Origin of the sequence: Nioella sp., assembly GCF_964229645.1 — a bacterium.
GTDB lineage: Bacteria > Pseudomonadota > Alphaproteobacteria > Rhodobacterales > Rhodobacteraceae > Nioella.
The window spans coordinates 14,562-40,675 of sequence record NZ_CAXREX010000072.1 but is presented as its reverse complement, the minus strand read 5'-3'; the positions used below and the strand labels follow the sequence as shown (position 1 = coordinate 40,675).

Here is a 26,114-nt window from a genome sequence, read left to right as displayed (position 1 = left end):
GCCCGCGCATGATGGAAAACCCGGCCCAAACCGGCCTGCCCTTCATGAAGATGCATGGGCTCGGCAATGATTTCGTGGTGATCGACGCGCGGACGACCGACGTGTCGATGACTGCGCCGCTGGCGGCTGCGCTGGCGGATCGGCATCGCGGGGTGGGATTCGATCAGCTGGCCGTGATTCATGCCGACGCGGAAGCCGATCTGGCGCTTGTCTTCTACAATGCGGACGGATCGACCGCAGGGGCCTGCGGCAACGCCACACGCTGCGTAGCGCGCCACGAGATGACCCGGACCGGGAAGACGACGCTTGCGATCCGGACCGAGCGCGGATTGCTTGATGCCGTGGATGCGGGCAACGGGCTGACCTCGATCAACATGGGTGCACCGCAACTCCTCTGGCAGGACATTCCGCTGGCGCGCGAGGTGGATACCCTTGCGCTGCCGATCGAGGGTGCACCGACTGCAACCGGTATGGGCAATCCGCATTGCACCTTCTTCGTTGAAGATGCGGAGGCGGTGGACCTCGCGGCGCTTGGAGCCAGGATGGAACACCACCCGCTATTCCCCGAGCGCACCAACGTTCAGTTCACCCATGTCCTCGGGCCGGATCACCTGCGCATGCGGGTCTGGGAACGGGGCGTGGGCGTGACGCTGGCCTCTGGCTCGTCCTCCTGCGCCACCGCCGTTGCCGCTGCCCGACGGGGCCTGACTGGACGGCGCGTCACCATCGAGCTTGACGGTGGCACGATCCATATCGACTGGCGCGACGATGGAGTCTGGATGACCGGACCCACGGCCCATGTCTTTGATGCCGTGCTGACGCCGGATGTCCTGGCAAAGCTCTGATGCCCGCCAAGCCCCCCATTTTCCATACGCTTGGTTGCAGGCTTAACGCCTACGAAACCGAAGCGATGAAAGCGCTCAGCGACCAGGCCGGGCTGGACAATGCCGTGGTCGTGAACACCTGCGCCGTGACCGCCGAGGCCGTGCGGAAAGCGCGCCAGGAAATTCGCAAGCTGCGCCGCGACAATCCCGAAGCGAAAATCATCGTCACCGGCTGCGCCGCGCAGACGGAACCCGAAACCTTCCGTGCGATGGATGAGGTCGACCTCGTGATCGGCAACACCGAGAAGATGAAGCCTGAAACCTGGGCCGGTATCGCGGGCGACTTCATCGGTCAGACCGAGAAGGTGATGGTCGACGACATCATGTCTGTCACCGAAACGGCAGGCCACCTGATCGACGGGTTCGGCACAAGGTCGCGCGCCTATGTGCAGGTTCAGAATGGATGCGATCACCGCTGCACCTTCTGCATTATTCCTTACGGACGCGGGAATTCCCGGTCTGTCCCTGCCGGCGTCGTGGTGGATCAGATCAAGCGGCTGGTGGATCGCGGATACAACGAGGTGGTTCTGACCGGCGTCGACCTGACCAGTTGGGGGGCGGACCTGCCCTCGCAACCCAGGCTCGGCGATCTGGTGATGCGCATCCTGAAACTGGTGCCGGACCTGCCGCGCCTGCGAATTTCCTCCATCGACTCCATCGAGGCCGACGACAACCTGATGCAGGCCATCGCAACGGAACCGCGCCTGATGCCGCATCTGCACCTGTCGCTTCAGCCTGGGGATGACCTGATCCTCAAGCGCATGGCCCGGCGTCACCTGCGCGACGACGCCATCCGCTTTTGCGAAGAAGCGCGGCGCCTGCGCCCCGACATGACCTTCGGGGCCGATATCATCGCAGGCTTCCCGACCGAGACCGAGGCCCATTTCGAAAACTCGCTGAAGCTGGTGACAGAGTGCGACCTGACATGGTTGCACGTCTTCCCCTATTCCAAGCGCGACGGCACACCCGCTGCCCGCATTCCGAACCAGGTCAACGGTGCGGTGATCAAGGACCGCGCCGCCCGGCTGCGTGCGGCGGGGGAGCGGCAGGTCGCCACGCATCTTTCCGCGCAGGTCGGGCGCATGCATCGGGTGCTGCTCGAAAACCCCCACATGGGCCGGACCGAACAGTTCACCGAGGTCACTTTCCGCGATCCGCAGCGCGAAGGGCAGATCGTTGAGGCACTGATTGCCGGGGTTGACGGCACCCGGTTGACGGTCTGAGGCGCCGGGTCAGGCCCCGCGATCCTCTTCCGTCCGGACCAGTCGAAACACCGAATGGATATCCGTGCGCAGGCTCCTGATCAGCAGGCTCACCAGCATCGATTCCGCATTCGCAACGATCCCGAGGCAGATCGCGGCGATGAACACCGCTTGCGAATATCCCAGCACGAAGAGCCAGACGAAGAACACGCCCGACCCGACCGCCGCCAGTTTCGACGTATAGAGGTGAAAGGCGGGAAGCCCCCCGAATTTTATCAGAGACAGACCGGCGGCCCCGGCATAGCTGGCGAGGAAGGCGAGAAGCCAGGCCATATCGGGCCTGATGCTGTCGCCTTCGAACAGGTAGACCCCCAGCAGACCGGCCAGCACCGTGCCCCCGTCCGCAATCGTGTCGAGCCAGGCACCATCGCTCGACTCCTGCTTCAGCCAGCGGGCGATCGGGCCATCCAGCAGATCGCTGAGCAGGCTGATCACGATAACGGCGAAGAACGCGTCCCGGTAACCGGCCAGCGCCAGCCCCGCCGCGGCGGGGGCGGCCGCCAGCCTGTAGAGTGTCATCAAATTCGGGATCGAGGGCGTCACCTTTTCCCCCGTGGCGCAGATTGCATCCGGTGGACAGTGGGCAAAGCTCTTTCGCAGGTCAACGGCAAGCCGCCAGCTCTTCCCCCTGTCGGCCCCGCCTCTGCGATTTGGTGAGCAGCGGCAGGTCCTTTTTTCTGGCCGTTCGCGGACTCCTCCCGCTATCGTTCCCGAAAGCGCATTCCGGAGAGACCCCATGCCCGACGATCACAGCCCGACCCGTCCACCGCTACAGGCCCGCAACCCCAACGGTGGCACGGCACCCATGACGGATTGGGGGATCGATTCAGAATACGGGCTGCTGAAGGACGTTCTGCTCGGCCCCGTGGAAACCTTCGGGCATATGGACAATGTGGCCTTCAGCTCGATCTATCGCGAAACCGCGCGCACCGGGCGCAAGTGGGATCACCAGATAGCGGTCAAGCAGTATCGCGAAATGTGTGATGCCTACGAGGAAGCAGGCGTGACCATCCACACCCTGCCCGTCGACGAGCATCTGAAATACGGGGTCTATGCCCGTGATTCCAGCTTCATGACGCCGTGGGGCGCGGTCATCACCCAGATGGCCAACCCGCGCAGGCGAGGGGAATATTCTGCGGCGCTGCGCTTTTATCTCGGGGCCGGTATCCCGATCTACGACATGGTCAGCGCAGGCAATTTCGAGGGCGGCGATTTCCATATCATCGAACCGGGTGCTGTGCTGATCGGCTACACGGGCCTGCGCTGCGAAGAGATTTCGGCTCGTCAGATCGGGAACTGGGTCGAGAAAGAAGGGTGGGAGGTGCACTATGCCTATATCGACCCGTTCTATGTGCATATCGACCTGATGGTCTGCATGATTGCCCCGAAATGCGCTGCCGTCTGTTTAGAGACGACCCCCGATCACGTCACCGACTGGCTCAAGTCCCGCAAGATCGAGATCATCCCCGTGGGGTTCCGCGATACGATGGCGCTCGGCTGTAACGTGATGTCCCTTGGCGGGGATCGCGTTCTGGCCCCCGCGGCCAGCAAGGACCTGATCGCCAGGCTGCGCGCCAACGGGTTCACGGTATACGACCCGGAAATGGACATGTTCACCATGATGGGGGGTGGCATCCATTGCATGGCGCAATCGCTCAGGCGCGAACCGGGCTAAAGCCCTTATGGACTTCACCGGCCAACAGGTGCACTGCTGCTTGATTGGCCCCAAGAACCCAGAAATGCCCGGATGACAGAGGACACGAACAGCGGTTGGCTGGCGATCATCGGATCGTCCTCCATCATGTCGCTCGCCCTGCTCGGCGATGCGCTGCTCTATGCGGTGCTGCCCGCCTATGCAGAGGATTTCGGACTGACCCTGCCCTGGGTCGGTGTGATGCTGTCGGCAAACCGCTTCGTCCGGGTCTTCGCCTATGGGATGTTGGCACAACTGACGCAAGCTGTGGGCGTGCGCCGCATGTGCATGGTCGCGGCGGTTACGGCGACGGGAACGACGGCGCTTTACGGGCTTGGGCAGGGACCGGCCGTTATCCTGTTCGCACGGGTCCTGTGGGGGTTGACCTACGCGGCCTGGTGCTCGCCACCCTGTCCTACGCGGTAGAATACCGAAGCCAGATCGGCACCCGCGTGGGTGTGGGGCAGGCCATTCAGCGGATCGGCCCGATCCTTGCCCTGTTCGGTGGGGCGTGGATGGTGGGCGCTTTCGGTCCGAACATGACCTTCGCCATGCTGGCCATCCCAACGGCGGTGTCGCTGCTGATCGCGTTCAAGCTGCCCAAGACACGGGGCGATGCAACCCGGCGCAGCAAGCCGCCCGCGCTGGCCCGCCCCAAACCCATCGACCTGGTCTATTTCCTGCAGGGGTTCGGGGTGGACGGGGTTTTGCCGTTTCGATCACGCTCATTTTCGCCAGAAACGCCCCCCTGTCCGAAGCGGTGATGAGCGGCAGCGCCCTACTGGCCATGCGCCATTTCGGCGAGGCCATCGCCGCGCCCCTCTTCGGCTGGATCGCGGACCGCCTCGGTGCAAGAAGGGTCTTTGTCGCTGCGGCATTTCTGACGACATCCGGCTTCGTCTTCGTGGCTGTGGGCGTCACGGTTCTGGGCGCGCTCGTCATGCTGATCTTCCGAGGGGCACTTGCGTCGCTCGGGCCTGCGGTGATCACGCAGGGACTTGCCGTTGACGATGACGCCATCGGCCCATTGGCGCGCATGCAGGCCTGGCGCGATTTCGGCGCGGCGCTTGGGCCGCTTGTCACGGGGGTTCTGCTGACGCTGCTGGCAGCCGAGCTGCTGCATGCGGGTGTGGCCGCTGCGCTCATCGCCAGCCTGATCTATTGGCTGGTCTCTACACGCCGATAAACCGGCCTAGTGCCACGGCTGACGGGGGGCCGGGGGCGCAGCGGCGGGGCGTTCGGATTTTGGTGTGATCACGGTGATGATCCCGGCCATCACAATGGCCCCCATACCGATGAAGCTGATCCAGTCGGGGAACTGGCTGAACAGGATCACGTCGAAGCCGAGCGCCCAGATCATGCCGGTGTAGTCGAAGGGCGCCAGCTGCGAGACGGGCACGCGGGCGGCGGCCTCGGTGGCGAGGATCTGGGCCACCCCTCCAAGTAGCCCTGCGAAAACCAGGAACCACAGCACCTCTCCCTGCATCGGCACCCATCCAAGCGGCAGGCTCAGAAGCCCGATGCCAGAGCAGACGACCGAGAACCAGAAGGCGATGGTCACCGCGCTTTCGGTTCGGGTCAGGTTGCGGATCTGAACGCGCACCAGCCCCATCGTTGCGGCAAAGCCAAGGCCTGCCGCGATCCCGATCAGCTGCGAGGAATCCGCATCGGGCCGAACGAGGTTGCTGGCCAGCATCAGCAGCACGCCTCCGAAACCGATAAAGGCCGCCCACACGATGCGGCGGGTCAGAACCTCACCAAGCAGAAGCGCTGCGAAGGGCAGCGACACCAAGGGTCCCAGGAAGGCCAGCGCGGTGGCGTTTGCCACCGGCAGGTAAGCCAGCGAGATGAAGGATAGAACCATCGAGATGCCCCCGAAGAGCCCCCGCAGGAAGTGACCGCCCGGCCGCTTGGTCAGGAAACCGCTTGGGAAGCGCCCGATCCAGGCCATGTAGATGACGATGGGAACGATCGCGACGAAGCTGCGCCAGAAGACGATCTGGCCGACGGGCACGCTGTAGGACAGCCCGTGCACGGTAGCGGACATGGCGGCAAAGAAGCCAACCGACAGAAGGCGCAGGGCAATGCCGTTCAGCATGGGGGACTCGCATGAGGGACGCGGCCACCATGGGCCGTTCCCGCCGGGTCCACAAGGGAGGAACGCGGCCCGACGGGCCGCGATCCTCCAGCGGTATCAGGCAGCTCTGCCCGCGGTCAGCGCCGCGCGGCTGCGCAGGATGCCGAGTGCAGCCTCGGCGGCCTCGCGGCCCTTCTGCACGAAATGCGCCTTGAAGATCCCGATGTGATGGGCGGTTTCCTGGAAGTGATGCGGGGTCAGCGACACGGACAGAACCGGAACCCCGGTGTCCATCCCCGCGCGCATCAGCCCGTCGACCACGGCCTGCGCCACGAAATCGTGCCGGTAGATGCCACCATCAACGACAAGCGCCGCACAGGCGACCGCGCCATAACGGCCCGTGGCGGCAAGATCGCGCGCCAGAAGCGGCATCTCGAAGGCTCCGGGAACGTCGAAGACATCGACCTGTTCGGCAGGAATGATCTGGGTGAAGCCCGCTAGGGCCTGATCCACGATTTCGGAATGCCAGTTGGCTTTCACGAACGCATATCGGGTGTGTGTCATCTTGTGATCTCCTTTCGAAAAGCGACACGTCACCCAAGGCGATCACGGGCAGGGCCGCGCCCGGACCGGGCGCGCCCCCTGCTCGTTCTCTTTCATCCGGACTATGACCGTCGGCCCCGGCCTCTCACCGGGTCTGCTGGACCCCCCGTAAAACACGGGGGCGCTCGCGGGCTCACGGGGTCAGTGCCTCGCATACCGCCGGTGGGGAATTTCGCCCCGCCCTGAGAACGCCCAGGTTGTTGCAAATGCCGCCCATCTGCGCAAGCTGCGCAAACGACAGATCACGGCAGGAGAGCGCCCCATGCACCCCAATCCCGTCTACCGACAGGAAAGCCACGAGCGGAACATCGCCTTCGCCCGCGACCGCGGCTTTGGCGTGCTGAGCGTGAATGGCGATCCCGCGCCACTGATCTCTCATATTCCCTTCGCGCTTTTCGAAGACGGCACGCGGGCAGAGATTCACCTGGTGCGCTCCAACCCGATCGCGCGCGCCGCGACGGCCCCCCTGCCCGCCGTGCTGGCCGTGACCGGCCCCGATGGCTACATCTCGCCCGACTGGTATGGCGATCCGGCGCAGGTGCCCACCTGGAACTACGTCGCCGTGCACCTGCGTGGCACCCTTCATCCCCTGCCGGATGAAGACCTGCGCACCTCGCTTGAAACGCTGACCGAGCTTTTCGAAACCCGGCTTCTGCCCAAGAAACCGTGGCTGCTCGACAAGACACCCGAAGACGTGCAGGCGCGCCTGATGCGGATGATCCGCCCCTTCCGCTTCGAGGTGGCCGAGGTCGACGGCACATGGAAACTGGCCCAGAACAAGACCCCTTCCGCACGCCAGTCGGCAGCGGGCCACCTGAAGGCCGCCCCGATCGGGCAGGAAACCGCGCTTCTGGCCGCGCTGATGATGGGTGTGCAGGACGGGGAATAGACAGCGCCCCCGCGCGCCCCTACCTTCCTATTGAGGAGGACCCGAACCATGCCGCTACCCTTACCCCCGCTGGCCGGGCTTGCGTTGAAATATGGCGCCGTTGCGCTGGCAGGCTTTGCCTTGGCGCGGGCCACGTCGCACGGGCGGCTTGACCAGCGGGTCGAGGACCTGATGGACGACACGCCCGAGGGCGCCACCCTGCGCACCGCCGACGGTCAGGCCAATGCCACCTTCCGCTGGCGGCGCACCTTCCGACTGAATTCCACTGGCCGCGGGGTCGAGATCGACGCCACCGCCCTCACCCGACTGAAAGTGAAACGACTCGCATGATCACGCTGCTGTCTTCTCCCGCCTCGCCCTTCGTCCGCAAGGTGCGGGTGCTGCTTCTGGAAACCGGTCAGGATGACGTAACGATCCAGGACGTTGCGACCACCCCCGTGTCCACGGCGGCCGAGCTTGCCGCCGCGAACCCGGTGGGCAAGATTCCCGCGCTGATCCGGGATGATGGGCCGGCGATCTATGACAGTCGGGTCATCACCCGTTTTCTCGATGCCCGTGCCAAGGCCGGGCTCTACCCCGATGCCCATCTGTGGGAAACGCTGACGCTGGAAGCCACTGCCGACGGGATCATGGATGCGGCGGTGACGATCACGTATGAAAAGCGGCTGCGCCCGGAAGAGCTTTGGTATCACCCGTGGCTCGATGCCCAGTGGGAAAAGATCGCCCGCGCACTCGATGCACTCGATACCCGCTGGATGAGCCACCTTCACGGCCCGCTCGACATGGGCCAGATCGCCGTGGGATGTGCACTTGGCTATCTCGACCTGCGCCACGATCACAAGCAATGGCGCAAGGGCCGCGATGCCCTGGCCGCGTGGGAAGCGCGTTTCGCCGAACGGGACTCGATGCGCGCAACGGTGCCGCAAGGGTGAAGATCCGCATCGCCATCAGCGACACCGACCGCGCCGCCTGCTTTGCCGTACGCAAGGCGGTCTTCATGGGCGAACAGGGTGTCAGCGAAGCCGAGGAATGGGATGGGCTCGACGACGCCTGCACCCATTTCCTCGCTGCGAGTGCAGACGGCCCGGCAGGCTGTGCGCGGCTCCTGCCCAAGGGGTACATCGCCAAGGTGCAGCGCGTCGCTGTCATGCCCGCTTATCGCGGCACGGGGCTTGGGCGACAGATCATGCAGGCGGTTCTGGACCACGCGCGCCACGAAGGGTTCACCACGGTGATTCTCGATTCCCAGACCCATGCGCTCGGATTCTACGAAGCCCTGGGCTTCATCGCCCATGGCCCCGAATTCGACGACGCGGGAATCCCCCACAGGTCCATGCGACTCGCCCTGGACTGACGGCGGCTTCGGGCTTGGATTTCACAGGCAGAGCGCCCGTTTCGCTTGCCCTTGATGCAGATATGCGACAATTGGGGCATCGTGCGCGCGTTTGTCCGCTGGACGCCGCGCCCCTTGCGCTTGTAGAAGGCGCGACAATGGCTGCGGACTAGGTGCGCGGCCTCGCTAGGATTTCTGGCCCGGGGACATGGGCCGCTGATGAGGGAGACGCTTTCGGTGTCACACGCAGAAGATCATCCCAGCACCCGCCGCGACTTTCTGTACTATGCCACCGGTGGCATGGGTGCAGTGGCTGCCGGTGCTGCCGTCTGGCCGCTGGTCAACCAGATGAACCCGTCCGCGGACGTGCAGGCCGCATCGACGCAGCGCGTCGACGTGTCCTCGCTCGAGCCCGGCTCGCAGCTGACGGTGCTGTTCCTTGGCAAGCCGATCTTCATCCGCCGCCGTACGGCGGAGGAAATCGAAGCCGGTCGCGCAGTTGACCTGGGCGATCTGGTCGACGGCAATGCCCGTAACCCCAACATCGACGCCACCGCTTCGGCCGCCGATGAAAACCGCACCCTGGCCGATTTCTCCGGTGAAAACACCGGTGAATGGCTGGTGATGTGGGGCGTCTGCACCCACCTCGGCTGTGTGCCGCTCGGTGATGGCGCCGGCGACTTTGGCGGCTGGTTCTGCCCCTGCCACGGGTCGCACTACGACACCGCAGGCCGTATCCGCCGCGGGCCCGCCCCCGAAAACCTTCCTGTCCCGGACGCCTCGTTCGTGGACGAAACCACCATCCTTCTGGGTTAAGGGAGCGAGAGATGTCCGGCATTCCCCACGACCATTACGAGCCGAAGTCTAACGGTGCGAAGTGGCTTCACCGCCGCCTGCCTGTCGTCGGCCTGATCTATGACACCCTGATGATCCCCACGCCCAAGAACCTCAACTGGATGTGGATCTGGGGCATCGTGCTGGCGTTCTGCCTGGCGATGCAGATCGTCACCGGCATCATCCTGGTGATGCACTACACCCCGCATGTCGACCTGGCCTTCGCCTCGATCGAACACATCATGCGCAACGTGAACGGTGGCTGGGCCATCCGTTACATCCACATGAACGGCGCGTCGCTGTTCTTCGTGGCCGTCTACCTGCACATCTTCCGTGGTCTCTACTACGGCTCCTACAAGGCGCCGCGCGAAGTGACCTGGATCATCGGCATGCTGATCTACCTGCTGATGATGGGCACCGCGTTCATGGGCTACGTTCTGCCCTGGGGCCAGATGTCCTTCTGGGGCGCGACCGTGATCACCGGCCTCTTTGGCGCGATCCCGTTCATTGGCGAAGCAATCCAGACCTGGCTGCTCGGCGGACCCGCCGTGGACAACGCCACGCTGAACCGCTTCCTGTCGCTGCACTACCTGCTGCCCTTCGTGATCGCAGGCCTGGTGATCGTCCACATCTGGGCGTTCCACCACACCGGCAACAACAACCCCACGGGTGTTGAAGTGCGCCGCTCTTCCCGCAAGGAAGCCGACGCCGACACGCTGCCGTTCTGGCCCTACTTCGTGATCAAGGACGTGTTCGCACTGGCCGTCGTGCTGGTGGCGTTCTTCGCCGTGGTCGGCTTCATGCCGAACTACCTGGGCCACCCCGACAACTACATCGAGGCCAACGCCCTGGCGACGCCCGCGCACATCGTTCCGGAATGGTACTTCCTGCCCTTCTACGCGATCCTGCGCGCCTTCACCAACGATGTGTGGGTCGTGATGTTCGCAAGCTGGATCACCGGTGGCATCGTCGACGCGAAGTTCTTCGGCGTGCTGGCCATGTTCGGCGCGATCGCCGTGATGGCACTGGTGCCGTGGCTCGACACCTCGTCGGTCCGCTCCGGTCGCTATCGCCCGATGTTCAAGTGGTGGTTCTGGCTGCTGGCCGTCGATTTCATGGTGCTGATGTGGTGTGGCGCAATGCCCGCCGAGCCGCCCTACTCGACGATCTCGCTGATCGGGTCGACCTACTGGTTCGCCTACTTCCTGGTGATCCTGCCGCTGCTCGGCATCTTCGAGAAGCCGCTGCCGCAGCCCGCGACCATCGAGGAAGACTTCAAAGAGCACTACGGCAAGTCCGGGTCCAACGGCGACAGCGCCGCGACCCCGGCCGAGTAAAAGAAAAGGACTGAATAGCATGTTCAGGAAACTTGCACTCACCGCACTGACCGCCGTTGCTCTGGCAGGCACCCCGGCGCTGGCCGCGGGCGAAGGTGGCGGTCACGTGGAGAACATCCGTTTCTCCTTCGACGGTCCCTTCGGCACCTTCGACCAGAACCAGTTGCAGCGCGGCCTTCAGGTCTACACCGAGGTCTGCGCCGCCTGTCACGGTCTGCGTTACGTTCCCATCCGGACCCTGTCCGATGAAGACGGCCCCGGCATCCCGCCGGATCAGGTCCGTGCCTACATCGAGCAGAACTTCATCGAAGTCTGGGACGAAGACCTGCGCGACTACCGTCCGGCCACGCCGAACGACAACTTCCCGGCCAACGATGCCGCCGGCGCACCTGACCTCAGCCTGATGGCCAAGGCCCGCGCCGGGTTCCACGGCCCCTACGGCCTGGGTATCAACCAGTTCCTCTTCGGCATGGGTGGCCCGGAATACATCGCTGCGCTGCTGTCGGGCTACAACGGCCATGACGAGGAAATGGCAGGCACCTATCTCTACGGGAACGACATCTTCCCCGGTGGCCTGATCTCGATGGCTCCGCCGCTCTATGACGGCGCGGTGGAATTCAACGACGGTCACGCCAACGACGTGCACCACATGGCCGAGGACGTGGCCGCCTTCCTGATGTGGACGGCAGAACCGCAGCTGATGGCGCGCAAGCGTTTGGGCTTCACCGCCGTCATCCTGCTGATCATCCTGTCCACGCTGCTTTACCTCACCAACAAGCGCCTGTGGGCGCCGGTGAAGCGGGCTGCGAAAGAAGGCTGATCGCCCACGCGACTGAAACGGAAAACGCGCCCCTCGGGGCGCGTTTTTTGTTGATTACAACCAAGGCTTCAGCGCGCCGGGCGGGGCCGCCAGCATCGGCGCAAGCGGTCCCGAAAGCGACACCGCACCTTTTTCCAGCAGGCACAGATCGGAGCAGAGCGTTTCAGCCTCCCGCAGGTCGTGGCTGACCATGACCAGTGTCAGGCTCTCCGCCGCGCACAGCTCTCCCACCAGCGCCAGCATTTCCCGCCGCAATCCCGGATCGAGCGCCGCGAAGGGCTCGTCCAGCAGGGCGAGCGGTTTGCGCCTGAGCAGCATCCGCGCCAGCGCCACGCGCGACCGTTGCCCTCCGGACAGATCACCGGGCATGCGCGCGCCCATCCCCCCAAGACCCACCTTCTCCAGCGCCGCGGAAACGTCGGACTGATCGGCCTCGCTCAGTTTCAGGTTCGTGCGCAGCCCAAGCGCCACGTTGTCGAAGGCCGACAGGTGGGGAAAGAGATTGCCCTCCTGAAACAGGATCGACAGGGGGCGGTCCTGAACGGGACGGTTTGTCATATCCTGCCCGTTGATCCAGATCCGACCCGCATCGGGCGACAGAAAGCCCGCGACAAGGCTCAGAAGCGTCGTCTTGCCCCCGCCGGAGGGGCCAAGCACGGCAAGCCGCGCGCCTGCATCAAGCGAGAGGTCCACGCGCAGCGTAAAGCCGTCGAACCCGGCCACCACGTTTTCAAGTCGCAGCATTCACCCGCCCCCCTCGGTCAAAAATCCAGAACAGCATCAAGCTCAGCACCAGCAGCACGAGCGCAGCCGCCTCGGCATCATCGGTGCGATAGGCCCCCATCAGGCGGAACATTTCCAGCGGCAGCGTGCCCTCCTGCGGAGCGGCGAACAAGGTGATCACCCCAAGGTCGCCCATCGACATCGCCGCCGCCAGCCCTGCCCCGAAGCCCAGGGGCCTGCGGATGCGTGGCAGTAGAACATGGCGCAATCGCTCGTGCCCGCTCATCCCGAGGGATTGCGCAAGCGGGCCATAGCCGGTCTCGGCTGCCTCGATTGCAGGCACCAGCGCACGCAGCAGGAAAGGCAGCGCCGCCAGAGCATTGACCAGCCCGGTGACGGGCAAGGCGGAACTGCCCGGGCTCACGTAAGGCCGCAGGATCAGGAAGAGCCCGGTTCCGATCACCAGCGGCGACACGGCAATGGACAGCGCCCCGATGGTTTCCAGCAGCCCCCGTGCCCGGCCCCGCGCGATCAGCATCGCCATAGGCAGGGCCAGCGCCACAGCAAGCGCTGCCGTGGCCAGCGACAGAAGGATCGAACGCTGCGCCGCGACCCAGACCGATCCCGGCAGGTCCAGCACACCGCCAATGCCGCGCAAGAGAACCGCAAGAAGCGGCAGCAGCAGGAACAGGGCGGCCAGCGAAATGGCCAGCCAGTCACCGGCTTTCTGCACGAGGCTCTGCCGCTCGAACCGTTCCAATGGCCGGTCGAGACCCGTCCCCATGGCCGCAGGCACCGCCACCCGCAGAACCAGAAGCCCGGCCACCACGCAGATCGCCACCTGCACCAGCCCCAGCATCGCTGCCCGGCCAAGATCGAACTGGTAGCGGAAGGCCTGGTAGATGGCGAGTTCAACCGTCGTGGCCCGCGGCCCCCCGCCGAGAATCAGGGCCACGGCGAACGAGGTCGTGCAGATCAGGAAGATGACCAGCAGCGCGCCGGGCAGCACCTGCCGCAGCATTGGCCACTCCATGTGGCGGGCTATGTCGCGGGGACCGAAGCCAAGCGTTGCGGCCAGCCGGAAACGTTCCGCCGGGATCGCCAGCCAGCCTTGCAGGATCAGGCGCACCGCGAGCGGCAGGTTGAAGAAGACATGGGCGAGGACAACCCCGTGCAGACCGTAGATCTCCAGCCCCGGAAGGCCGAGTGCGGCAAGCCCTTCGTTCAAGACCCCACGTCGTCCGAAAATGGCGATCAGTCCAAGGACCGCGACGATCACCGGCAGGATGAAGGGCGCACCCATGAGGGCAATCAGGGCCGCCCGCCCGGGAAATCTGCGGCGGACCAGAGCGCGGGCAACGGGGATGGCCAGCAGCACGCTGAAGAGCGCCGACAGGGTTGCCTGCCAGATCGTGAACCGAATGGCGGCGATGTCGGCAGGGCCGAGTCCGGTGAGGAACTCGGCCCGGACCAGGACCGCAGCGAGCGGCCCCAGGATGGCCAGAAGGACAAGCGCGGCAATTGCCGCGCCTGCCCACTGGGCCGGGCTTACTGGCTGAGCGCGGCTTGCCATTCGTCCAGCGCCCCCTGACGCAGGGCCTGGGCATCCTCGGCGCTCAGCAGGAGCGGCGTTTCCGGCACAACCAGCGTGTCGAACCCGGCAGGCAGGTCCGCGGCGGGAAGGGCTGCGGGATACATCCAGTTGGTCGTCGGGATGATCTGCTGGAAGGCCGGGCTCAGCATGAATTCCAGGAACTCTTGTGCAAGCTCTCGCTCGTTGGTCAGGCTGACGATCCCGGCAACCTCCACCTGCATGTAGTGACCCTCCTCGAAAGCCGCGACGGTGTGGCTGTCATCCTCTTCCGCAATCAGGTGGTAGGCGGGCGAGGTCGTGTAGGAAAGCACCATGTCGGCCTCGCCCTCCAGGTAGAGCCCGTAAGCCTCGGACCAGCCGGGGGTGACGGTAACGATATTGTCGGCAAGACCTTCCCAGATCGCGCCAGCCTCGTCGCCATAGGCGGCTTTCACCCACATCAGAAGGCCAAGGCCAGGGGTGGAGGACCGGGGATCCTGGATCACGATGCGCAGGTCGCTGTCGGCCAGTTCGCGGAAATTCGAGGGCGGGTTTTCCAGATCGGTGCCATGCACAAACGCGAAATACCCCCAGTCATAGGGGAGGAACTGGGGATCGTCCCAAGATATGGGCATGGTGAGGCCCTCTGGGTCGATGCCGTGGGGGGCGATCAGGTCCATCGCGCGGGCCTGGGCGATGAGGTTCGTATCAAGGCCCAACACGATGTCGGCCCCGGTCTGCGCGCCTTCGAGAAAGAGCCGCGCAAGGAGCGCCGCGCCGTCGCCGGCCCCCACGAATTGCAGGTCGCAGCCACAGGTTTCCTCGAACGCTGCCTCGACCGCCGGGCCGGGGCCCCAGTCGGAGACGAAACTGTCGTAAGTATAGACGATCAATTGGGAATCCTGTGCCAGCGCAGCGCTAGCAACAAGGGCAAATCCCGAGGCGATGAAGGGGGTTTTCATTCCACTTTCTCCTTTTCGCGACGGGCGGTGGAGAAGTGGCGGGGTCTGCCCGCTTAACCTTCCCTCCGCCGGTCCTAACCGGTTCAGGTTCAACGGGTTCGCATGATGCATCTCAGGCCTTCTGGGCCACCCCGAGGTACGATGCGAGGTAGCGCAGAACGGGGCCCGCGGCAAGGGAATGCGTGAAAGCGAGGGGGGTGCCGGGCGTACACCCCCCGTGCACCCCCTGTACACCCCCCGTGCAGACAAAACGCGGTTTCGCCGCCTGCCGGCGTCGATCCGGGCGCGGCCCGCCTCACCCGCCCGGCTTGCGCCGGGAGGCCTCGGCGTGCCGCAGTTGCCACGGGAGGGGGAGAGGGCGCGCCATCCGTTCAGGGCCGTCGCCAGCAGGGCGGGTTGACGCCTCCGGCGGGAGTATTGGGACCAAGAAGAAGGGGCAGCGCGGCCGTGGCGCGGCGGGTGGCGGGCTGAATGAGCCTTGGATTTTCCGGGTAGGCGCGCTAACCGGGGGCGAGGAAACGGAGCACGCCCCATGTCGATGAACAGCTTTGGCCATCTCTTCCGCGTTACCACCTGGGGCGAGAGCCACGGGCCCGCGCTTGGCGCGACGGTGGATGGCTGCCCGCCGGGCGTGCCGATCGCGGCAGAGGCGTTGCAGGTCTGGCTCGACAAGCGCAAGCCGGGGCAGAACAAGTTCACCACGCAGCGGCGCGAACCCGACGAAGTGGAAATCCTGTCGGGCGTGTTCGAGGGCGTCAGCACCGGCACGCCGATCCAGCTGATGATCCGCAACACCGACCAGCGGTCGAAGGATTACGGCGATATCGCCGAGAAGTTCCGGCCTGGCCATGCGGATATCACCTATTGGCAGAAATACGGCATCCGCGACTATCGGGGCGGCGGCCGGTCCAGCGCGCGGGAAACGGCGGCGCGAGTGGCCGCGGGGGGTGTTGCGCGTGAGGCGCTGAAGCAACTGGCACCCGATCTGAGCATCACCGGCTACATGGTGCAGATGGGGCCGCATGGGATCGACCGGGCGCGGTTCGACTGGGACGAGATTGCCCGTAACCCGTTCTGGACCCCGGACGCCAACGCCGCGGCCGAATGGGCCGAATACCTCGACGCCCTGCGCAAGTCGGGCGACAGCGTGGGCGCGATCATCGAGGTAACGGCCCGGGGCGTGCCCGTGGGGCTGGGGGCCCCGATCTATGGCAAGCTCGATACCGACCTTGCCGCGGCGATGATGTCGATCAATGCCGTGAAGGGCGTCGAAATCGGCGAGGGCATGAACGCCGCCTGCCTGACGGGCAGCGAGAATGCCGACGAGATCCGCATGGGCCCGAACGGGCCGGACTACAGTTCTAACCACGCGGGCGGAATCCTTGGCGGAATTTCCACCGGGCAGGACGTGGTGCTGCGGTTTTCCGTCAAGCCGACCTCGTCGATCCTGACCACGCGCAAGACAATCACGAGGTCGGGTGAGGAAACCGAGATCATCACCAAGGGCCGTCACGACCCCTGCGTCGGCATCCGTGCCGTGCCCGTTGCCGAGGCAATGGTGGCCTGCGTCTTGCTGGACCATATCCTGCTGCACCGGGGCCAAATCGGGAAAATAACCGAAATTGGGTGATGCAAACACGTGTTTGCAGCCCATCCTTCGCCCCGTTCCTGCCCGATTTGACGGGTGTTCTGACCGCGCTGCAGAGAGGCGGTTGGAGGCAGAATGCTGATTAAGCGATTTTTGAGTAACGAGAGCGGGGCAAGCTCGATCGACGGCACAACGTTTTTCATGGGACTCATGGGAACCGGTGCGTTGGTTGTTGCGACCGCATTTTCAAGCCAGGGGTCCGGTAGCATTGATACGGGCCCGGCGGCATCTGCCCCAGCCGGTCTTTCCCAGGTTGTCTGGTTGGAAGGCTTCGACGACGGCGGGCGCGGATGGGACGGCGGGACAACCGACCGGTCCGATCCGTATTATGGCTCGGTTCTGGGCCGCTTCGGCGGCAGCGCCGGGCAGCAGGCCGTTCGTCGAAGCTTCCTTCTGCCAACCGGCTACGATTACGCGGAGTTCCAGTTCGATCTGCATTCGATCGACAGCTGGGAGAGCGAGTCTTTCCTGATCTTTCTCGATGATGTTCCGGTGGCCTCGTTCCACTTCGACGAAGGCACGAACGGGCCGGTGAGGGAGTCGGCCAATGGGGACCCGAGCATCGACCTGTCGATCGAAGCCGTTTCACGCAGGAGCCCGATCGGCTTTCACCCCGATTATTCCGACCAGACCTTTCGCGTGACACTGCGGGTGACGAACCCCGCCCCGCGCATCGCTATCGGCTTTGGGTCCACCCTGGATGAAGGGGTCGAGAACGAATCCTGGGCCATCGACGATTTCGAGTTGCTGACCGGCAGTCTGCCCCGCGCCTGACGCGGGACCCTCAGCGTGACCGAATTGCGGCGCCCGTGGGGCGCGTCGGCCCAATTTGTCCCAAATTTTTCCTTCCTCCCCTGTTACGCACGAGCGCGGGGCATTGGATGTTCGGGATTCGGCACATGCTGAGAGACTTCCTTCGGTCGGAATCGGGTGCCGTCACGACAGACTATGTCGTGATGTCGGCAGGCGTGGTCGGCGTGGGAATCGCGGTGCTCAACACCACCTCGATGGGGGTCGAGAACCTGGCGGGCGATATCAACACCGCGCTGACCGGCAACATCGTGAACACCAGCTTCGCGCGGGAACGCTATTTCGACGATTTCGAGAACGGTGCAGGGTACTGGGTCGGCGGGCACACGGATTCGTCCGATGGCTTCTTTGGCGGCATCCTGGGCCCCTATGGCGGCAGCGACGGGGCCGAGGTTGTGACCCGGACCTATGATCTTCTGGGCGGCTACGATTACGCAGTGGTCGATTTCGACCTGCATGCGATCGACAGCTGGGATGACGAACAATTCGTGATGTTCATCGACGGCGAGCCGATCAGCGCCACCCAGTTCAACTGGCAGACCGATGGCGTCACGGGCGGCTGGACCACCACCGACGGCAACTACACGGTCACGATCGAGCCGAGCGGCGCGCGCGAGCACTTCGGTTATAACGACGAGTGGGTCGACCAGAGCTTCGACGTGCGGGTCGAAGTGGCCGACCCGGGCCGGTCGATTAGCGTGGGCTTCGGCTCGACCCTGAACCAGGGGGTCGCCGACGAAAGCTGGGGCGTGGACAACGTCGCGGTGACGTCGACCAACAGCCCCTCTGACGTCTGAGCGCGCGTCTGCTGTCAGCTCAATCCCAGGTTCATCAAGGTTTCGATATCGGCACGACGGGTACCCGCAACGATGCGGCCCAGTTCCTGCTCGCCCCGCAGCACGACGAGGGTAGAGCGGCGCGGGATTTGCAGACGCTGCGCGAGATCGCCGCGCCCGTAGGTGTCCCAATCAACGCGGATGAAGGTCATGGCCTGGTCATAGGCGGGGTTCTCGGCCCGGAGCGCCTCGATATGGCGTTCCTGCGTGCGGCAGGTCCCGCACCAGGGGGCGAAGAAATCGACGAACAGCGTTTCGCCCGCAGCCAGCCGTTCATCGACCAGGCCGGGCACGTAGTCGATATTGCTGGCGCTGGCGCGCCCGGCCAGCAACAGCGCCGAGCCGCCAAGGATCATCACGTCGCGTCGGTTCATGTCAGTCTCCGTTACAGGGCAACCGAGAGGTCCTGAAGCCAGTAGGGCAGGACATCGAGAAGCCAGATTTCGATTGCGTGGTGCCAGCGCAGCAGGATGCCAACGCCGACAAGGAGGAAGACGCCGCCAAGAAGCGGACGAGAGCGCTCGGCGATAGCCTGCATCAGGGCGCGGCGGCGTTGGAAAAAGCCGCGGGCGCCATAGCCGAGCGCGAGGATAATGGTGGATACGCCGAGCGCGAAGAAGACCATGATCGCGCCCGCGCGCCAGAGCTGTTCTCCGGCGCTGGCCAATGCAATGGCACCGCCAAGCGTGGGGCCGACGCAGGGGCTCCAGACCGCGCCCAGGAGCGCCCCGCCGATGGCCTGCCCTTGCCAGCCCTCGCGGGTGTTAAGGGCGGTCATGCGGGTGTCGGCGCTGGCGGATACGCCCGCCGTGGCGGTGGCGAACGCGGCTGAAAAGCGGGGGACCAGCAGCACCAGGCCGAACGCCACCATCAGCACGGCGCCCGCGCGGCCCACGGTTTCCTCGTCGATGCCAACGGCGTGACCGGCGGTCGCCACGGTCAGGCCAAGCGCCACGAAAGACAGGCTCATGCCGCCGGCCAGCGCCAGCGGGCCATAGCGGCTGGCCTGAAGCGACCCCGCCAGAACGATCGGCAGGACCGGCAGGACGCAGGGGTTGATCAGGGTCAGCAGACCCGCGCCATAGGCTAGGACAAGTTCCAACATGCCCCTGTTGTGGGGTCGGGCGAATGTAATGTCACATGACGCCTGCGTGAGGCGCGATCACGGCTGCGTCAGCGGGCCTTGGTGGTGCGCGCCATCTGCACCGCGAGGATGCCCGCGGCGATGATGGTAACACCCAGGATATCGGCCCAACCCAGGCGTTCGCCAAGGATCACCGCCGCAATGGCCACGCCGAAGAACGGGTTGAGGAAGTGGAAGGTCGCGCCGCGCGTGGCCCCGATCCGCTGGACCAGCAGGAACCAGATCCATGTGGCGAGCAATCCCGGGGCGAAACAGGTATAGAGGAAAGCCACGACCAGCTGCCAGGACCAGGTGACGACCCAGCTTTCCAGCGCCAGGGCAAAGGGCACCAGCGCCGCGCCGCCCACCAGCATCTGCAAGCCCACGATCATCAGCACGCTTGCGCCGCTGCTTTTGCCAGACGAGGCCCCGCGCACGGTCAGCGTCGCAACCGCCAGCGCAATGGCCCCGAGGATGCAGAGCGCAACGCCCAGCGGATCGACCCCACCGGTCAGGCGCTGCGCCATGATCAGGGCAACGCCGCCGAAGCCCGCCATAAGGCCCAGCACGCCCAGCGCCGGAAGTCGTTCGCGGAAGATCAGCCAGTTGGCTGCGGCCACGATCAGCGGCATGGAGGAGGCGATGATGGCAGCGAGCGATGCCTCGATCCACTGCATCGCGACGAAGTTCAGCCCGAGATAGAGCGCGTTCTGGCAGATGCCGAAGATGATGACAGAGCGCCATTGCGCCCGGCTGAGATGCCAGCTCTGGCCCAGCGCGCGGGCAATCAGCACGCCGATCATACCCGAAATCGCAAAGCGGATCGCCAGCGCCGTCAACGGCGGGGCGGCAGCCACGATGATGCGCGCCGAGCTGAAGGCTGACGACCAGATCAGCGCAAAGGCCAGACCCATCCCGATCGCGCGCAAATCCATCAGCTGTCTCCATCAAAGCAAAAGGGCCGCCCAAGGCGACCCTTCGCATGTCAAGCAACGCTTGGCAATCAGCCGTTCACGCTGTCCTTGAGAGCCTTCGCGATGGTGACTTTCACCACCTTGTCGGCCTCTTTCTTGATCTGCTCGCCGGTGGCGGGATTGCGCACCATGCGCTCGGGGCGCTCGCGGCAGTAGACCTTGCCGATGCCCGGAAGGGTCACGGCGCCGCCTGCGGCGACTTCCTTGGACACGACGACCGAGACGGCGTCGAGCGCAGCTGCTGCGGCTTTCTTGTCGCTGCCCATCTCTTCGGCCAGTGCGGCGACGAGCTGGGTCTTGGTCATGGGTTTCTGTGCCATGTTCTGTTCTCCTTAACTGCCCGAACCCTTGGGTTCGTTGCGTGAAAGCTACCCGAATATTGTGGACGCACACAATGACTAGTGTCGCATTTCCCCTGAAAAACATGCTTTCAGGGCCATTTTCCGCCGCGTCACAAGAAGGCAGTCTCCTCGAAACTCCTCAATTTGCGACTATGGAGACGCTCCAAAGGCATTTCGCGCAGCGTTTCCATCGCACGGATACCGATCTGGAGATGCCTTGAAACCTGCGTCTTGTAAAAGGCGCTGGCCATTCCCGGCAGCTTCAGTTCCCCGTGCAGCGGCTTGTCCGACACGCACAGGAGGGTGCCATAGGGCACACGGAAACGGAACCCATTTGCGGCAATTGTTGCGCTTTCCATGTCGAGCGCGATGGCGCGCGACTGGGACAGGCGCTGGACCGGGCCCGATTGGTCGCGCAATTCCCAGTTGCGATTGTCGATCGTGGCGACGGTGCCCGTGCGCATGATCTTCTTCAACTCGTAGCCCGAAACCTCGGCCACGGCGGCCACGGCGGTTTCCAGCGCGATCTGCACTTCGGCCAGCGCCGGGATCGGAACCCAGACCGGAAGATCGTCATCGAGCACGTGATCTTCGCGCAGGTAGGCATGGGCCAGCACGAAGTCGCCAAGGCTTTGCGAATTCCGCAGCCCGGCGCAATGGCCCACCATCAGCCAGACATGGGGGCGCAGAACGGCAATGTGGTCGGTCGCGGTCTTGGCGTTCGACGGCCCCACCCCGATATTGACCAGCGTGATGCCGCCCCCGCCCTTTCGCTTGAGATGATAGGTCGGCATCTGTGGCAGCTTGGCCGGCGTGTTGAGCGGCTGGTCGGGCGCGGTCACCACGTCGTTGCCGGGGCCGACAAGCGCGGTATAGCCGCTGTCGGGATCGGCCAGCATCTGGCGGCCATAGGCCACGAATTCCTCGACATAGAACTGGTAGTTGGTGAACAGAACGTGGTTCTGGAAATGCTCTGGCCCCGTGGCGGTGTAATGCGCCAGCCGCGCCAGCGAGTAATCCACCCGCTGGGCGGTGAAGGGGGCAAGGGCGCCCGACCCGTCCTCGTTCTTGAAGCCGAAGCCATTGACGATGTCGTCATTCGTGGTGCCGAGGTCAGGCACGTCGAACACGTCGCGCAGGGGAAAGGCCATCGCCCCTTCCTGCGGAATCTGCAGCTCGGCGTCATTCAGGACCGCGAAATGCACCGGGATCGGCGTCATCGACGCACCGACCGAAACCGGCACCCCGTGGTTCTCGATAAGCAGGCGGATCTGCTGCGTCAGGTAATGCTGGAACAGGTCGGGCCGCGTAACCGTGGTGGCATAGGTCCCCGGTTCGGCCACGTGACCGAAGGACAGGCGGCTGTCGACATGGCCATAGCTTGTCGTTGTGATGCGAATCTCGGGGTAGAAGGCGCGGTAACGCTTGTCGGGCGCCCCGTCGCGCAGGACCTCGGCAAAGCGGGCCTGAAGGTAGCGCGTGGCCTCGTCGTAGAGTTCTTGCAGATAGGCCACGGCTTCGGCCGCGTCGGTGAAGAACCGCGGTTCGGCCTCTTTCGGGCTGTGCAGCGGGGCTTGGCGGGAAACCGGCGTCATGCATCGCCCTCCACGAACAGGGATGTGAGTTGGAAGGTGGTCACGTCGACCAGCCCCAGATCGGAAATGCGCAAGGACGGAATCACCACGAGCGCCAGCAGCGAATGCTGCATGTAGGCGTTGTTGAGCGTGCAGCCGCAAGCCTCCATCGCCTTGACGATGCCCTGCGCCTTGTCCGCCACGGTGGGGGCGTGATCGTCGCTCATCAGCCCGGCGATCGGCAGTTCGACCAGTCCGATTTCCTGCCCGTCCTTGAACACGGTGACACCGCCGCCGACCTCGGCCAGCCGCATCGCGGCCTTGGCCATGTTGTCCCGGTCGGTGCCCACCACGATCATGTGGTGGCTGTCATGGGCCACGGTCGAGGCCATGGCCATGGGGCCTTTGTAGCCGAAGCCCGACACGAAGGCATTGACCACGCCACCCGTCGCCCGGTGCCGTTCCACAAGCGCGATCTGGCACACGTCGCCCTGCCCTTCGACCAACCCGTCCACGACGGGCAGTTCGGCGGTGAGCGCCTCGGTCGGGGCCTGGTTCTCGACCACGCCAATCACCTTCACATGGGCGGAATTGGCACCTTTCGGGGCCTCGATCTCGAAATCCTGCGCGGACAAGACCTTGCCCAGATGCACCGTGCCCCGTGCCTTGGCGGGCCAGTCGAGATGCGGGCAATCGACGAGGATGTCCCCGTTCTCGGCAAGCTTCACACCGCGCCCGTAAACCACCTCGATGGGCAGCGCCGTGAGGTCCGAGGTCAGGATCATGTCGGCCCGGCGACCCGGCGCGATGGAGCCCAGTTCGCGCTCCAGCCCGAAATGGGTGGCGGTGTTCACCGTGCACATTTGCAGCGCCACCAGCGGATCGCAGCCGCAGGCAATGGCGTGGCGCAGAACCCGGTTCATGTGGCCCTCGTGCACCAGCGTGCCGGAATGGCAATCGTCGGTGCAGAGGATGAAATTGCGCGGATCGAGCCCCTTTTCCGTCACCGCCGTGATCTGGCTTTCGACATCATACCAGGCGGACCCGAGCCGCAGCATCGAACGCATCCCCTGCCGCACGCGGTCGATCGCGTCGCTTTCGCGGGTGCCTTCGTGATCGTCCGCCGGACCGCCCGCCGCGTAGGCGTGAAAGGCCGGACCCCGGTCGGGGCTGGCATAGTGACCGCCCACGGTCTTGCCCGCCTGCATGGTTGCGGCCATTTCCGCCAGCATCTGGGGATCGCCGTTGATCACGCCGGGGAAGTTCATCATCTCGCCCAGCCCGATGATGCCCGGCCATGTCATCGCCTCGGCCACGTCCTGCGGAGAGATCTCGAACCCGGTGGTTTCCAGCCCAGGCGCCGACGGCGCGCAGGAGGGCATCTGGGTGTAGATGTTGACGGGCTGCATCAGCGCCTCGTCATGCATCAGCCGCACGCCTTCGAGCCCCATGACATTGGCGATCTCGTGCGGATCGGTGAACATTGTCGTCGTGCCGTGGGGAATGACGGCGCGGGCGAATTCCGCTGGGGTCAGCATGCCCGATTCAATATGCATGTGACCGTCGCAAAGACCGGGGATCAGAAACCGTCCGCCCCCATCGACCACTTCGGTGCCATCGCCAATGCAATGGGCCGCATCCGGGCCGACATAGGCAAAGCGCCCGTCGGCCACCGCCACCTGCCAGCCCTCCAGCACCTCTCGGCTTTGGACGTTCACGAGTTTCACATTGCGCAGAACCAGGTCCGCCGGTTCGCGCCCGGCCGCCACGGCCACCAGCCGCGCGGCGCTTTCTGCCCAGGTTTTAAATGAAGATACGTTTTCCATGCTCAAATCTGGCACCGGAGATTTCCGGCTTCAAGCCACATTTTCATGACAGGTTTTCAACCGGTTGCTTCCCGCTTACCCTGAGACGACCCAAGCCGGAGCCCGCCATGACCGTCACGATCTACCACAACCCACGATGCAGCAAGTCGCGCCAGGCGCTGGAGCTGATCCGCGCCGCAGGGGTGGAACCAGAGGTGGTGGAATATCTCAAGACCGGGTGGAGCGATGCGCAGCTGACAGAGCTTTTCGCCAAGGCGGGCATCACCCCGCGCGACGCCCTGCGCGTCAAGCAGGACCCGGCGCCCGAACTGGGCCTGAAAGACGCCGATGATGCCACGATCCTGGCCGCGATGGTGGCCCACCCGGTGCTGGTCGAGCGGCCCATCGTGGTCTCGGGGGATCGGGCGGCAATCTGCCGTCCGCCCGAACGGGTGCGCGAAGTGCTGGACAAGGGCTGACCCGATCCGGCTTGTTTGACGGACCCGCGCGGCGACAGGCAGGACGCCTCCGGCGGGAGTATTTGAACCAAGAAGAAGGCAGGAGAGGCAGGTGGCCAGGCAGCCCCGCAAGACAACCAAGTCCAAGACGAAGCGACGGCCCGTTCTGAGGCTTGCGCTTCGCTGGCTGCTGCGCGGCATTCTGGTGGTCATTGTTCTCGGCGTGGCCTGGATCGCGCTTTATGCCGTCGTGGCCCCACCCACCACGCCCTACATGATCGCCGAGCGTCACAGGCTGGGCGAGGTGCGGCAGGTCTGGCGACCGATGGAAGAGATTTCTCCTCATCTGGCGCGGGCGGTCGTTGCGGCGGAGGACGCGAATTTCTGCCTGCATTCCGGCTTCGACATGGACGCGATCCGCGCGGCCATTTCCGAAGGCATGAACCGGGGCGGATCAACCATTAGCCAGCAAGTGGTGAAGAACGCCTTCCTGTGGCAGGGGCGATCCTGGGCCCGCAAGGCGCTGGAAGGGCTGATGACCCCGGTGATGGAGCTGATCTGGACCAAGGCCCGCGTGCTGGAGGTCTACCTCAATATCGTCGAGTTCGACGAGGGCGTCTTCGGGGCGGAGGCGGCCGCGCAGCACTATTTCGGGGTGTCGGCGGCGGAGCTGAACCCGACCCAGGCAGCGCGGCTGGCGGCGGTTTTGCCGAATCCAAGGGAGCGGTCTGCCTCCTCTCCGACAGCGGAGTTGCGCGCAAGAGCCGCCCGGATCGCCGATGGAGCGGCCACGATCCTTGCCGACGGGCGCGACGATTGTTTTGCGCGTTGAAATCGTCCCCGGCACGGGGCAAAGAATGGGCATAACTCCGAAAAGAGCAGACCATGACCCGCCTCTATCACTTCGCCCTGTCCCCCTTCTGCCGCAAGGTTCGCCTGGTTCTGGCCGAGAAGAAGATCGACGTGGAACTGATCGACGAGCGCTACTGGGAGCCTTCGGGGGAATTCCTGCGCCGCAACCCGGCGGCGAAAGTGCCGATCCTGAAAATTGACGGGATGCTGCTGACCGAAAGCCAGGCGATCTGCGAATATATCGAGGAAACCAACCCCGAACCGCCGCTGATGCCGCGCGACGCAGCGGCGCGGGCCGAGGTGCGTCGGCTGTGCTTCTGGTTCGATGACAAGTTCCATCATGAAGTGACGGCGAACCTTGTCTATGAACGGGTGAACAAGAAGGTGATGCGCGGGGGCTACCCCGATGGCAAGGCGGTCAAGACCGGGGCGCAGAAGATCAAGTTTCACCTCGATTACATGACCTGGCTGCTCGATCATCGCCGCTGGCTGGCGGGTGACAGCCTGACCCTGGCCGATTTCACCGCCGCCGCGCACCTGTCGTGCCTCGACTATATCTCGGACGTGGACTGGAACCGGTCTGCCGTGGTCAAGGACTGGTATGCCAAGATAAAGTCGCGCCCGGCCTTCCGGTCGATCCTTGCCGACCAGATCCCCGGCTTCATCCAGCCGCCCCATTACGCGAACCTGGACTTTTGACCGG

The 26,114-nt window shown here is 64.7% G+C and carries 31 protein-coding genes and 2 riboswitches; of the genes, 19 read left to right on the top strand and 12 right to left on the bottom strand.

What is annotated here, in order from left to right; genetic code table 11:
• The first annotated feature begins 11 nt into the window (after positions 1–11).
• Both dapF and mtaB read left to right on the top strand, forming a co-directional pair.
• Complete coding sequence (dapF, locus tag ACEQXV_RS04930; protein WP_370252234.1) at positions 12–845, top strand: diaminopimelate epimerase; 834 nt, start codon at positions 12–14, stop codon at positions 843–845.
• Positions 845–2,107, top strand: a complete 1,263-nt coding sequence (gene mtaB / locus ACEQXV_RS04925; protein ID WP_370268154.1) for a tRNA (N(6)-L-threonylcarbamoyladenosine(37)-C(2))-methylthiotransferase MtaB — start codon at positions 845–847, stop codon at positions 2,105–2,107. The genes dapF and mtaB overlap by 1 nt, the downstream gene beginning before the upstream one ends.
• A gap of 9 nt (positions 2,108–2,116) precedes the next feature.
• Here the strand turns inward: mtaB and ACEQXV_RS04920 are convergent, their stop codons facing one another.
• Positions 2,117–2,665: a CDP-alcohol phosphatidyltransferase family protein gene (locus ACEQXV_RS04920; protein WP_370252216.1), complete on the bottom strand. Its 549-nt coding sequence runs from the start codon at positions 2,663–2,665 to the stop codon at positions 2,117–2,119.
• Between the two features lie 217 nt (positions 2,666–2,882).
• On the opposite strand from ACEQXV_RS04920, the gene ACEQXV_RS04915 reads away from it, so the two are divergent.
• From ACEQXV_RS04915 to ACEQXV_RS04900, 4 genes are all read left to right on the top strand, one after another.
• A complete protein-coding gene (locus ACEQXV_RS04915; protein ID WP_370268152.1) occupies positions 2,883–3,821 on the top strand; it encodes a dimethylarginine dimethylaminohydrolase family protein in 939 nt (312 codons plus the stop codon).
• Between the two features lie 72 nt (positions 3,822–3,893).
• Positions 3,894–4,265, top strand: coding sequence for a hypothetical protein (locus ACEQXV_RS04910; protein ID WP_370252220.1), 372 nt, complete (start codon positions 3,894–3,896; stop codon positions 4,263–4,265).
• A complete protein-coding gene (locus ACEQXV_RS04905) occupies positions 4,238–4,603 on the top strand; it encodes a hypothetical protein (protein ID WP_370252222.1) in 366 nt (121 codons plus the stop codon). The genes ACEQXV_RS04910 and ACEQXV_RS04905 overlap by 28 nt, the downstream gene beginning before the upstream one ends.
• A complete protein-coding gene (locus ACEQXV_RS04900; protein ID WP_370252224.1) occupies positions 4,603–5,025 on the top strand; it encodes a hypothetical protein in 423 nt (140 codons plus the stop codon). Before ACEQXV_RS04905 ends, ACEQXV_RS04900 begins: the two co-directional genes overlap by 1 nt.
• A gap of 6 nt (positions 5,026–5,031) precedes the next feature.
• Here the strand turns inward: ACEQXV_RS04900 and ACEQXV_RS04895 are convergent, their stop codons facing one another.
• The gene (locus tag ACEQXV_RS04895) at positions 5,032–5,937 is read right to left on the bottom strand and encodes a DMT family transporter (protein ID WP_370268151.1); all 906 of its coding nucleotides are present in this window, start codon (positions 5,935–5,937) and stop codon (positions 5,032–5,034) included.
• A 96-nt stretch (positions 5,938–6,033) separates the two neighbouring features.
• Complete coding sequence (locus ACEQXV_RS04890; RefSeq protein WP_370268150.1) at positions 6,034–6,480, bottom strand: 6,7-dimethyl-8-ribityllumazine synthase; 447 nt, start codon at positions 6,478–6,480, stop codon at positions 6,034–6,036.
• An 80-nt stretch (positions 6,481–6,560) separates the two neighbouring features.
• Positions 6,561–6,713, bottom strand: a riboswitch (FMN riboswitch).
• Positions 6,714–6,781: 68 nt separating this feature from the next.
• Between ACEQXV_RS04890 and ACEQXV_RS04885 the strand changes: the two genes are divergently transcribed.
• The 7 genes from ACEQXV_RS04885 (at position 6,782) to ACEQXV_RS04855 (ending at position 11,732) form a co-directional block, all read left to right on the top strand.
• Entirely contained in the window at positions 6,782–7,408 is a 627-nt protein-coding gene (locus ACEQXV_RS04885) for an FMN-binding negative transcriptional regulator (RefSeq protein ID WP_370252228.1), read from the top strand.
• A 48-nt stretch (positions 7,409–7,456) separates the two neighbouring features.
• Complete coding sequence (locus tag ACEQXV_RS04880) at positions 7,457–7,738, top strand: hypothetical protein (RefSeq protein WP_370268149.1); 282 nt, start codon at positions 7,457–7,459, stop codon at positions 7,736–7,738.
• On the top strand, positions 7,738–8,340 hold the full coding sequence (locus ACEQXV_RS04875) for a glutathione S-transferase (protein ID WP_370252235.1): 603 nt from the start codon (positions 7,738–7,740) through the stop codon (positions 8,338–8,340). Before ACEQXV_RS04880 ends, ACEQXV_RS04875 begins: the two co-directional genes overlap by 1 nt.
• Positions 8,337–8,762: a GNAT family N-acetyltransferase gene (locus ACEQXV_RS04870; protein WP_370252231.1), complete on the top strand. Its 426-nt coding sequence runs from the start codon at positions 8,337–8,339 to the stop codon at positions 8,760–8,762. The genes ACEQXV_RS04875 and ACEQXV_RS04870 overlap by 4 nt, the downstream gene beginning before the upstream one ends.
• 216 nt (positions 8,763–8,978) lie before the next feature.
• Positions 8,979–9,557 carry a ubiquinol-cytochrome c reductase iron-sulfur subunit gene (gene petA / locus ACEQXV_RS04865; protein WP_370252236.1) on the top strand — a complete coding sequence of 193 codons (579 nt, stop codon included), beginning with the start codon at positions 8,979–8,981 and terminating at the stop codon, positions 9,555–9,557.
• Between the two features lie 11 nt (positions 9,558–9,568).
• On the top strand, positions 9,569–10,912 hold the full coding sequence (locus tag ACEQXV_RS04860) for a cytochrome bc complex cytochrome b subunit (RefSeq protein WP_370268147.1): 1,344 nt from the start codon (positions 9,569–9,571) through the stop codon (positions 10,910–10,912).
• 19 nt (positions 10,913–10,931) lie between these two features.
• The gene (locus ACEQXV_RS04855; RefSeq protein ID WP_370251776.1) at positions 10,932–11,732 is read left to right on the top strand and encodes a cytochrome c1; all 801 of its coding nucleotides are present in this window, start codon (positions 10,932–10,934) and stop codon (positions 11,730–11,732) included.
• 54 nt (positions 11,733–11,786) lie between these two features.
• Here ACEQXV_RS04855 and ACEQXV_RS04850 read toward each other — a convergent pair whose 3' ends face one another.
• The 3 genes from ACEQXV_RS04850 to thiB are packed head-to-tail and all read right to left on the bottom strand — an operon-like array spanning position 11,787 to position 14,990.
• Positions 11,787–12,476 (bottom strand): ATP-binding cassette domain-containing protein, encoded by a 690-nt coding sequence (locus ACEQXV_RS04850; RefSeq protein ID WP_370251775.1) that lies wholly within the window; start codon positions 12,474–12,476, stop codon positions 11,787–11,789.
• Positions 12,463–14,028, bottom strand: a complete 1,566-nt coding sequence (locus ACEQXV_RS04845; RefSeq protein ID WP_370268146.1) for a thiamine/thiamine pyrophosphate ABC transporter permease ThiP — start codon at positions 14,026–14,028, stop codon at positions 12,463–12,465. Before ACEQXV_RS04845 ends, ACEQXV_RS04850 begins: the two co-directional genes overlap by 14 nt.
• Positions 14,004–14,990: a thiamine ABC transporter substrate binding subunit gene (thiB, locus tag ACEQXV_RS04840; RefSeq protein WP_370252261.1), complete on the bottom strand. Its 987-nt coding sequence runs from the start codon at positions 14,988–14,990 to the stop codon at positions 14,004–14,006. The genes ACEQXV_RS04845 and thiB overlap by 25 nt, the downstream gene beginning before the upstream one ends.
• A gap of 43 nt (positions 14,991–15,033) precedes the next feature.
• Positions 15,034–15,134: riboswitch (TPP riboswitch) on the bottom strand.
• 388 nt (positions 15,135–15,522) lie between these two features.
• On the opposite strand from thiB, the gene aroC reads away from it, so the two are divergent.
• The 3 genes from aroC to ACEQXV_RS04825 all read left to right on the top strand — a co-directional run bounded on the left by aroC (position 15,523) and on the right by ACEQXV_RS04825 (position 18,245).
• A complete protein-coding gene (gene aroC / locus ACEQXV_RS04835) occupies positions 15,523–16,620 on the top strand; it encodes a chorismate synthase (RefSeq protein WP_370252260.1) in 1,098 nt (365 codons plus the stop codon).
• A 93-nt stretch (positions 16,621–16,713) separates the two neighbouring features.
• The gene (locus ACEQXV_RS04830) at positions 16,714–17,412 is read left to right on the top strand and encodes a hypothetical protein (protein WP_370252258.1); all 699 of its coding nucleotides are present in this window, start codon (positions 16,714–16,716) and stop codon (positions 17,410–17,412) included.
• 125 nt (positions 17,413–17,537) lie between these two features.
• Positions 17,538–18,245, top strand: a complete 708-nt coding sequence (locus ACEQXV_RS04825; RefSeq protein WP_370252257.1) for a Flp family type IVb pilin — start codon at positions 17,538–17,540, stop codon at positions 18,243–18,245.
• 14 nt (positions 18,246–18,259) lie between these two features.
• On the opposite strand, the gene ACEQXV_RS04820 is transcribed toward ACEQXV_RS04825, so the two are convergent.
• The 6 genes from ACEQXV_RS04820 to ACEQXV_RS04795 form a co-directional block, all read right to left on the bottom strand.
• Positions 18,260–18,658 (bottom strand): thioredoxin family protein, encoded by a 399-nt coding sequence (locus tag ACEQXV_RS04820; protein ID WP_370268145.1) that lies wholly within the window; start codon positions 18,656–18,658, stop codon positions 18,260–18,262.
• A gap of 11 nt (positions 18,659–18,669) precedes the next feature.
• Positions 18,670–19,389 carry a cytochrome c biogenesis CcdA family protein gene (locus ACEQXV_RS04815; RefSeq protein ID WP_370252255.1) on the bottom strand — a complete coding sequence of 240 codons (720 nt, stop codon included), beginning with the start codon at positions 19,387–19,389 and terminating at the stop codon, positions 18,670–18,672.
• Positions 19,390–19,457: 68 nt separating this feature from the next.
• Entirely contained in the window at positions 19,458–20,342 is an 885-nt protein-coding gene (locus ACEQXV_RS04810) for a DMT family transporter (RefSeq protein WP_370252253.1), read from the bottom strand.
• A 68-nt stretch (positions 20,343–20,410) separates the two neighbouring features.
• Positions 20,411–20,701, bottom strand: a complete 291-nt coding sequence (locus ACEQXV_RS04805) for an HU family DNA-binding protein (RefSeq protein ID WP_370268144.1) — start codon at positions 20,699–20,701, stop codon at positions 20,411–20,413.
• A 131-nt stretch (positions 20,702–20,832) separates the two neighbouring features.
• On the bottom strand, positions 20,833–22,317 hold the full coding sequence (locus tag ACEQXV_RS04800; protein ID WP_370268142.1) for an AMP nucleosidase: 1,485 nt from the start codon (positions 22,315–22,317) through the stop codon (positions 20,833–20,835).
• Positions 22,314–24,122 (bottom strand): adenine deaminase, encoded by a 1,809-nt coding sequence (locus ACEQXV_RS04795; protein WP_370268155.1) that lies wholly within the window; start codon positions 24,120–24,122, stop codon positions 22,314–22,316. The genes ACEQXV_RS04800 and ACEQXV_RS04795 overlap by 4 nt, the downstream gene beginning before the upstream one ends.
• Positions 24,123–24,229: 107 nt before the next feature.
• Here ACEQXV_RS04795 and arsC point away from each other — a divergent pair, with 107 nt between their 5' ends.
• The 3 genes from arsC to ACEQXV_RS04780 all read left to right on the top strand — a co-directional run bounded on the left by arsC (position 24,230) and on the right by ACEQXV_RS04780 (position 26,110).
• On the top strand, positions 24,230–24,580 hold the full coding sequence (arsC, locus tag ACEQXV_RS04790) for an arsenate reductase (glutaredoxin) (protein ID WP_370252247.1): 351 nt from the start codon (positions 24,230–24,232) through the stop codon (positions 24,578–24,580).
• Positions 24,581–24,671: 91 nt separating this feature from the next.
• Positions 24,672–25,391: a monofunctional biosynthetic peptidoglycan transglycosylase gene (gene mtgA, locus ACEQXV_RS04785; protein ID WP_370252245.1), complete on the top strand. Its 720-nt coding sequence runs from the start codon at positions 24,672–24,674 to the stop codon at positions 25,389–25,391.
• 53 nt (positions 25,392–25,444) lie between these two features.
• Positions 25,445–26,110: a glutathione S-transferase family protein gene (locus ACEQXV_RS04780; RefSeq protein ID WP_370252243.1), complete on the top strand. Its 666-nt coding sequence runs from the start codon at positions 25,445–25,447 to the stop codon at positions 26,108–26,110.
• Positions 26,111–26,114: the final 4 nt, after the last annotated feature.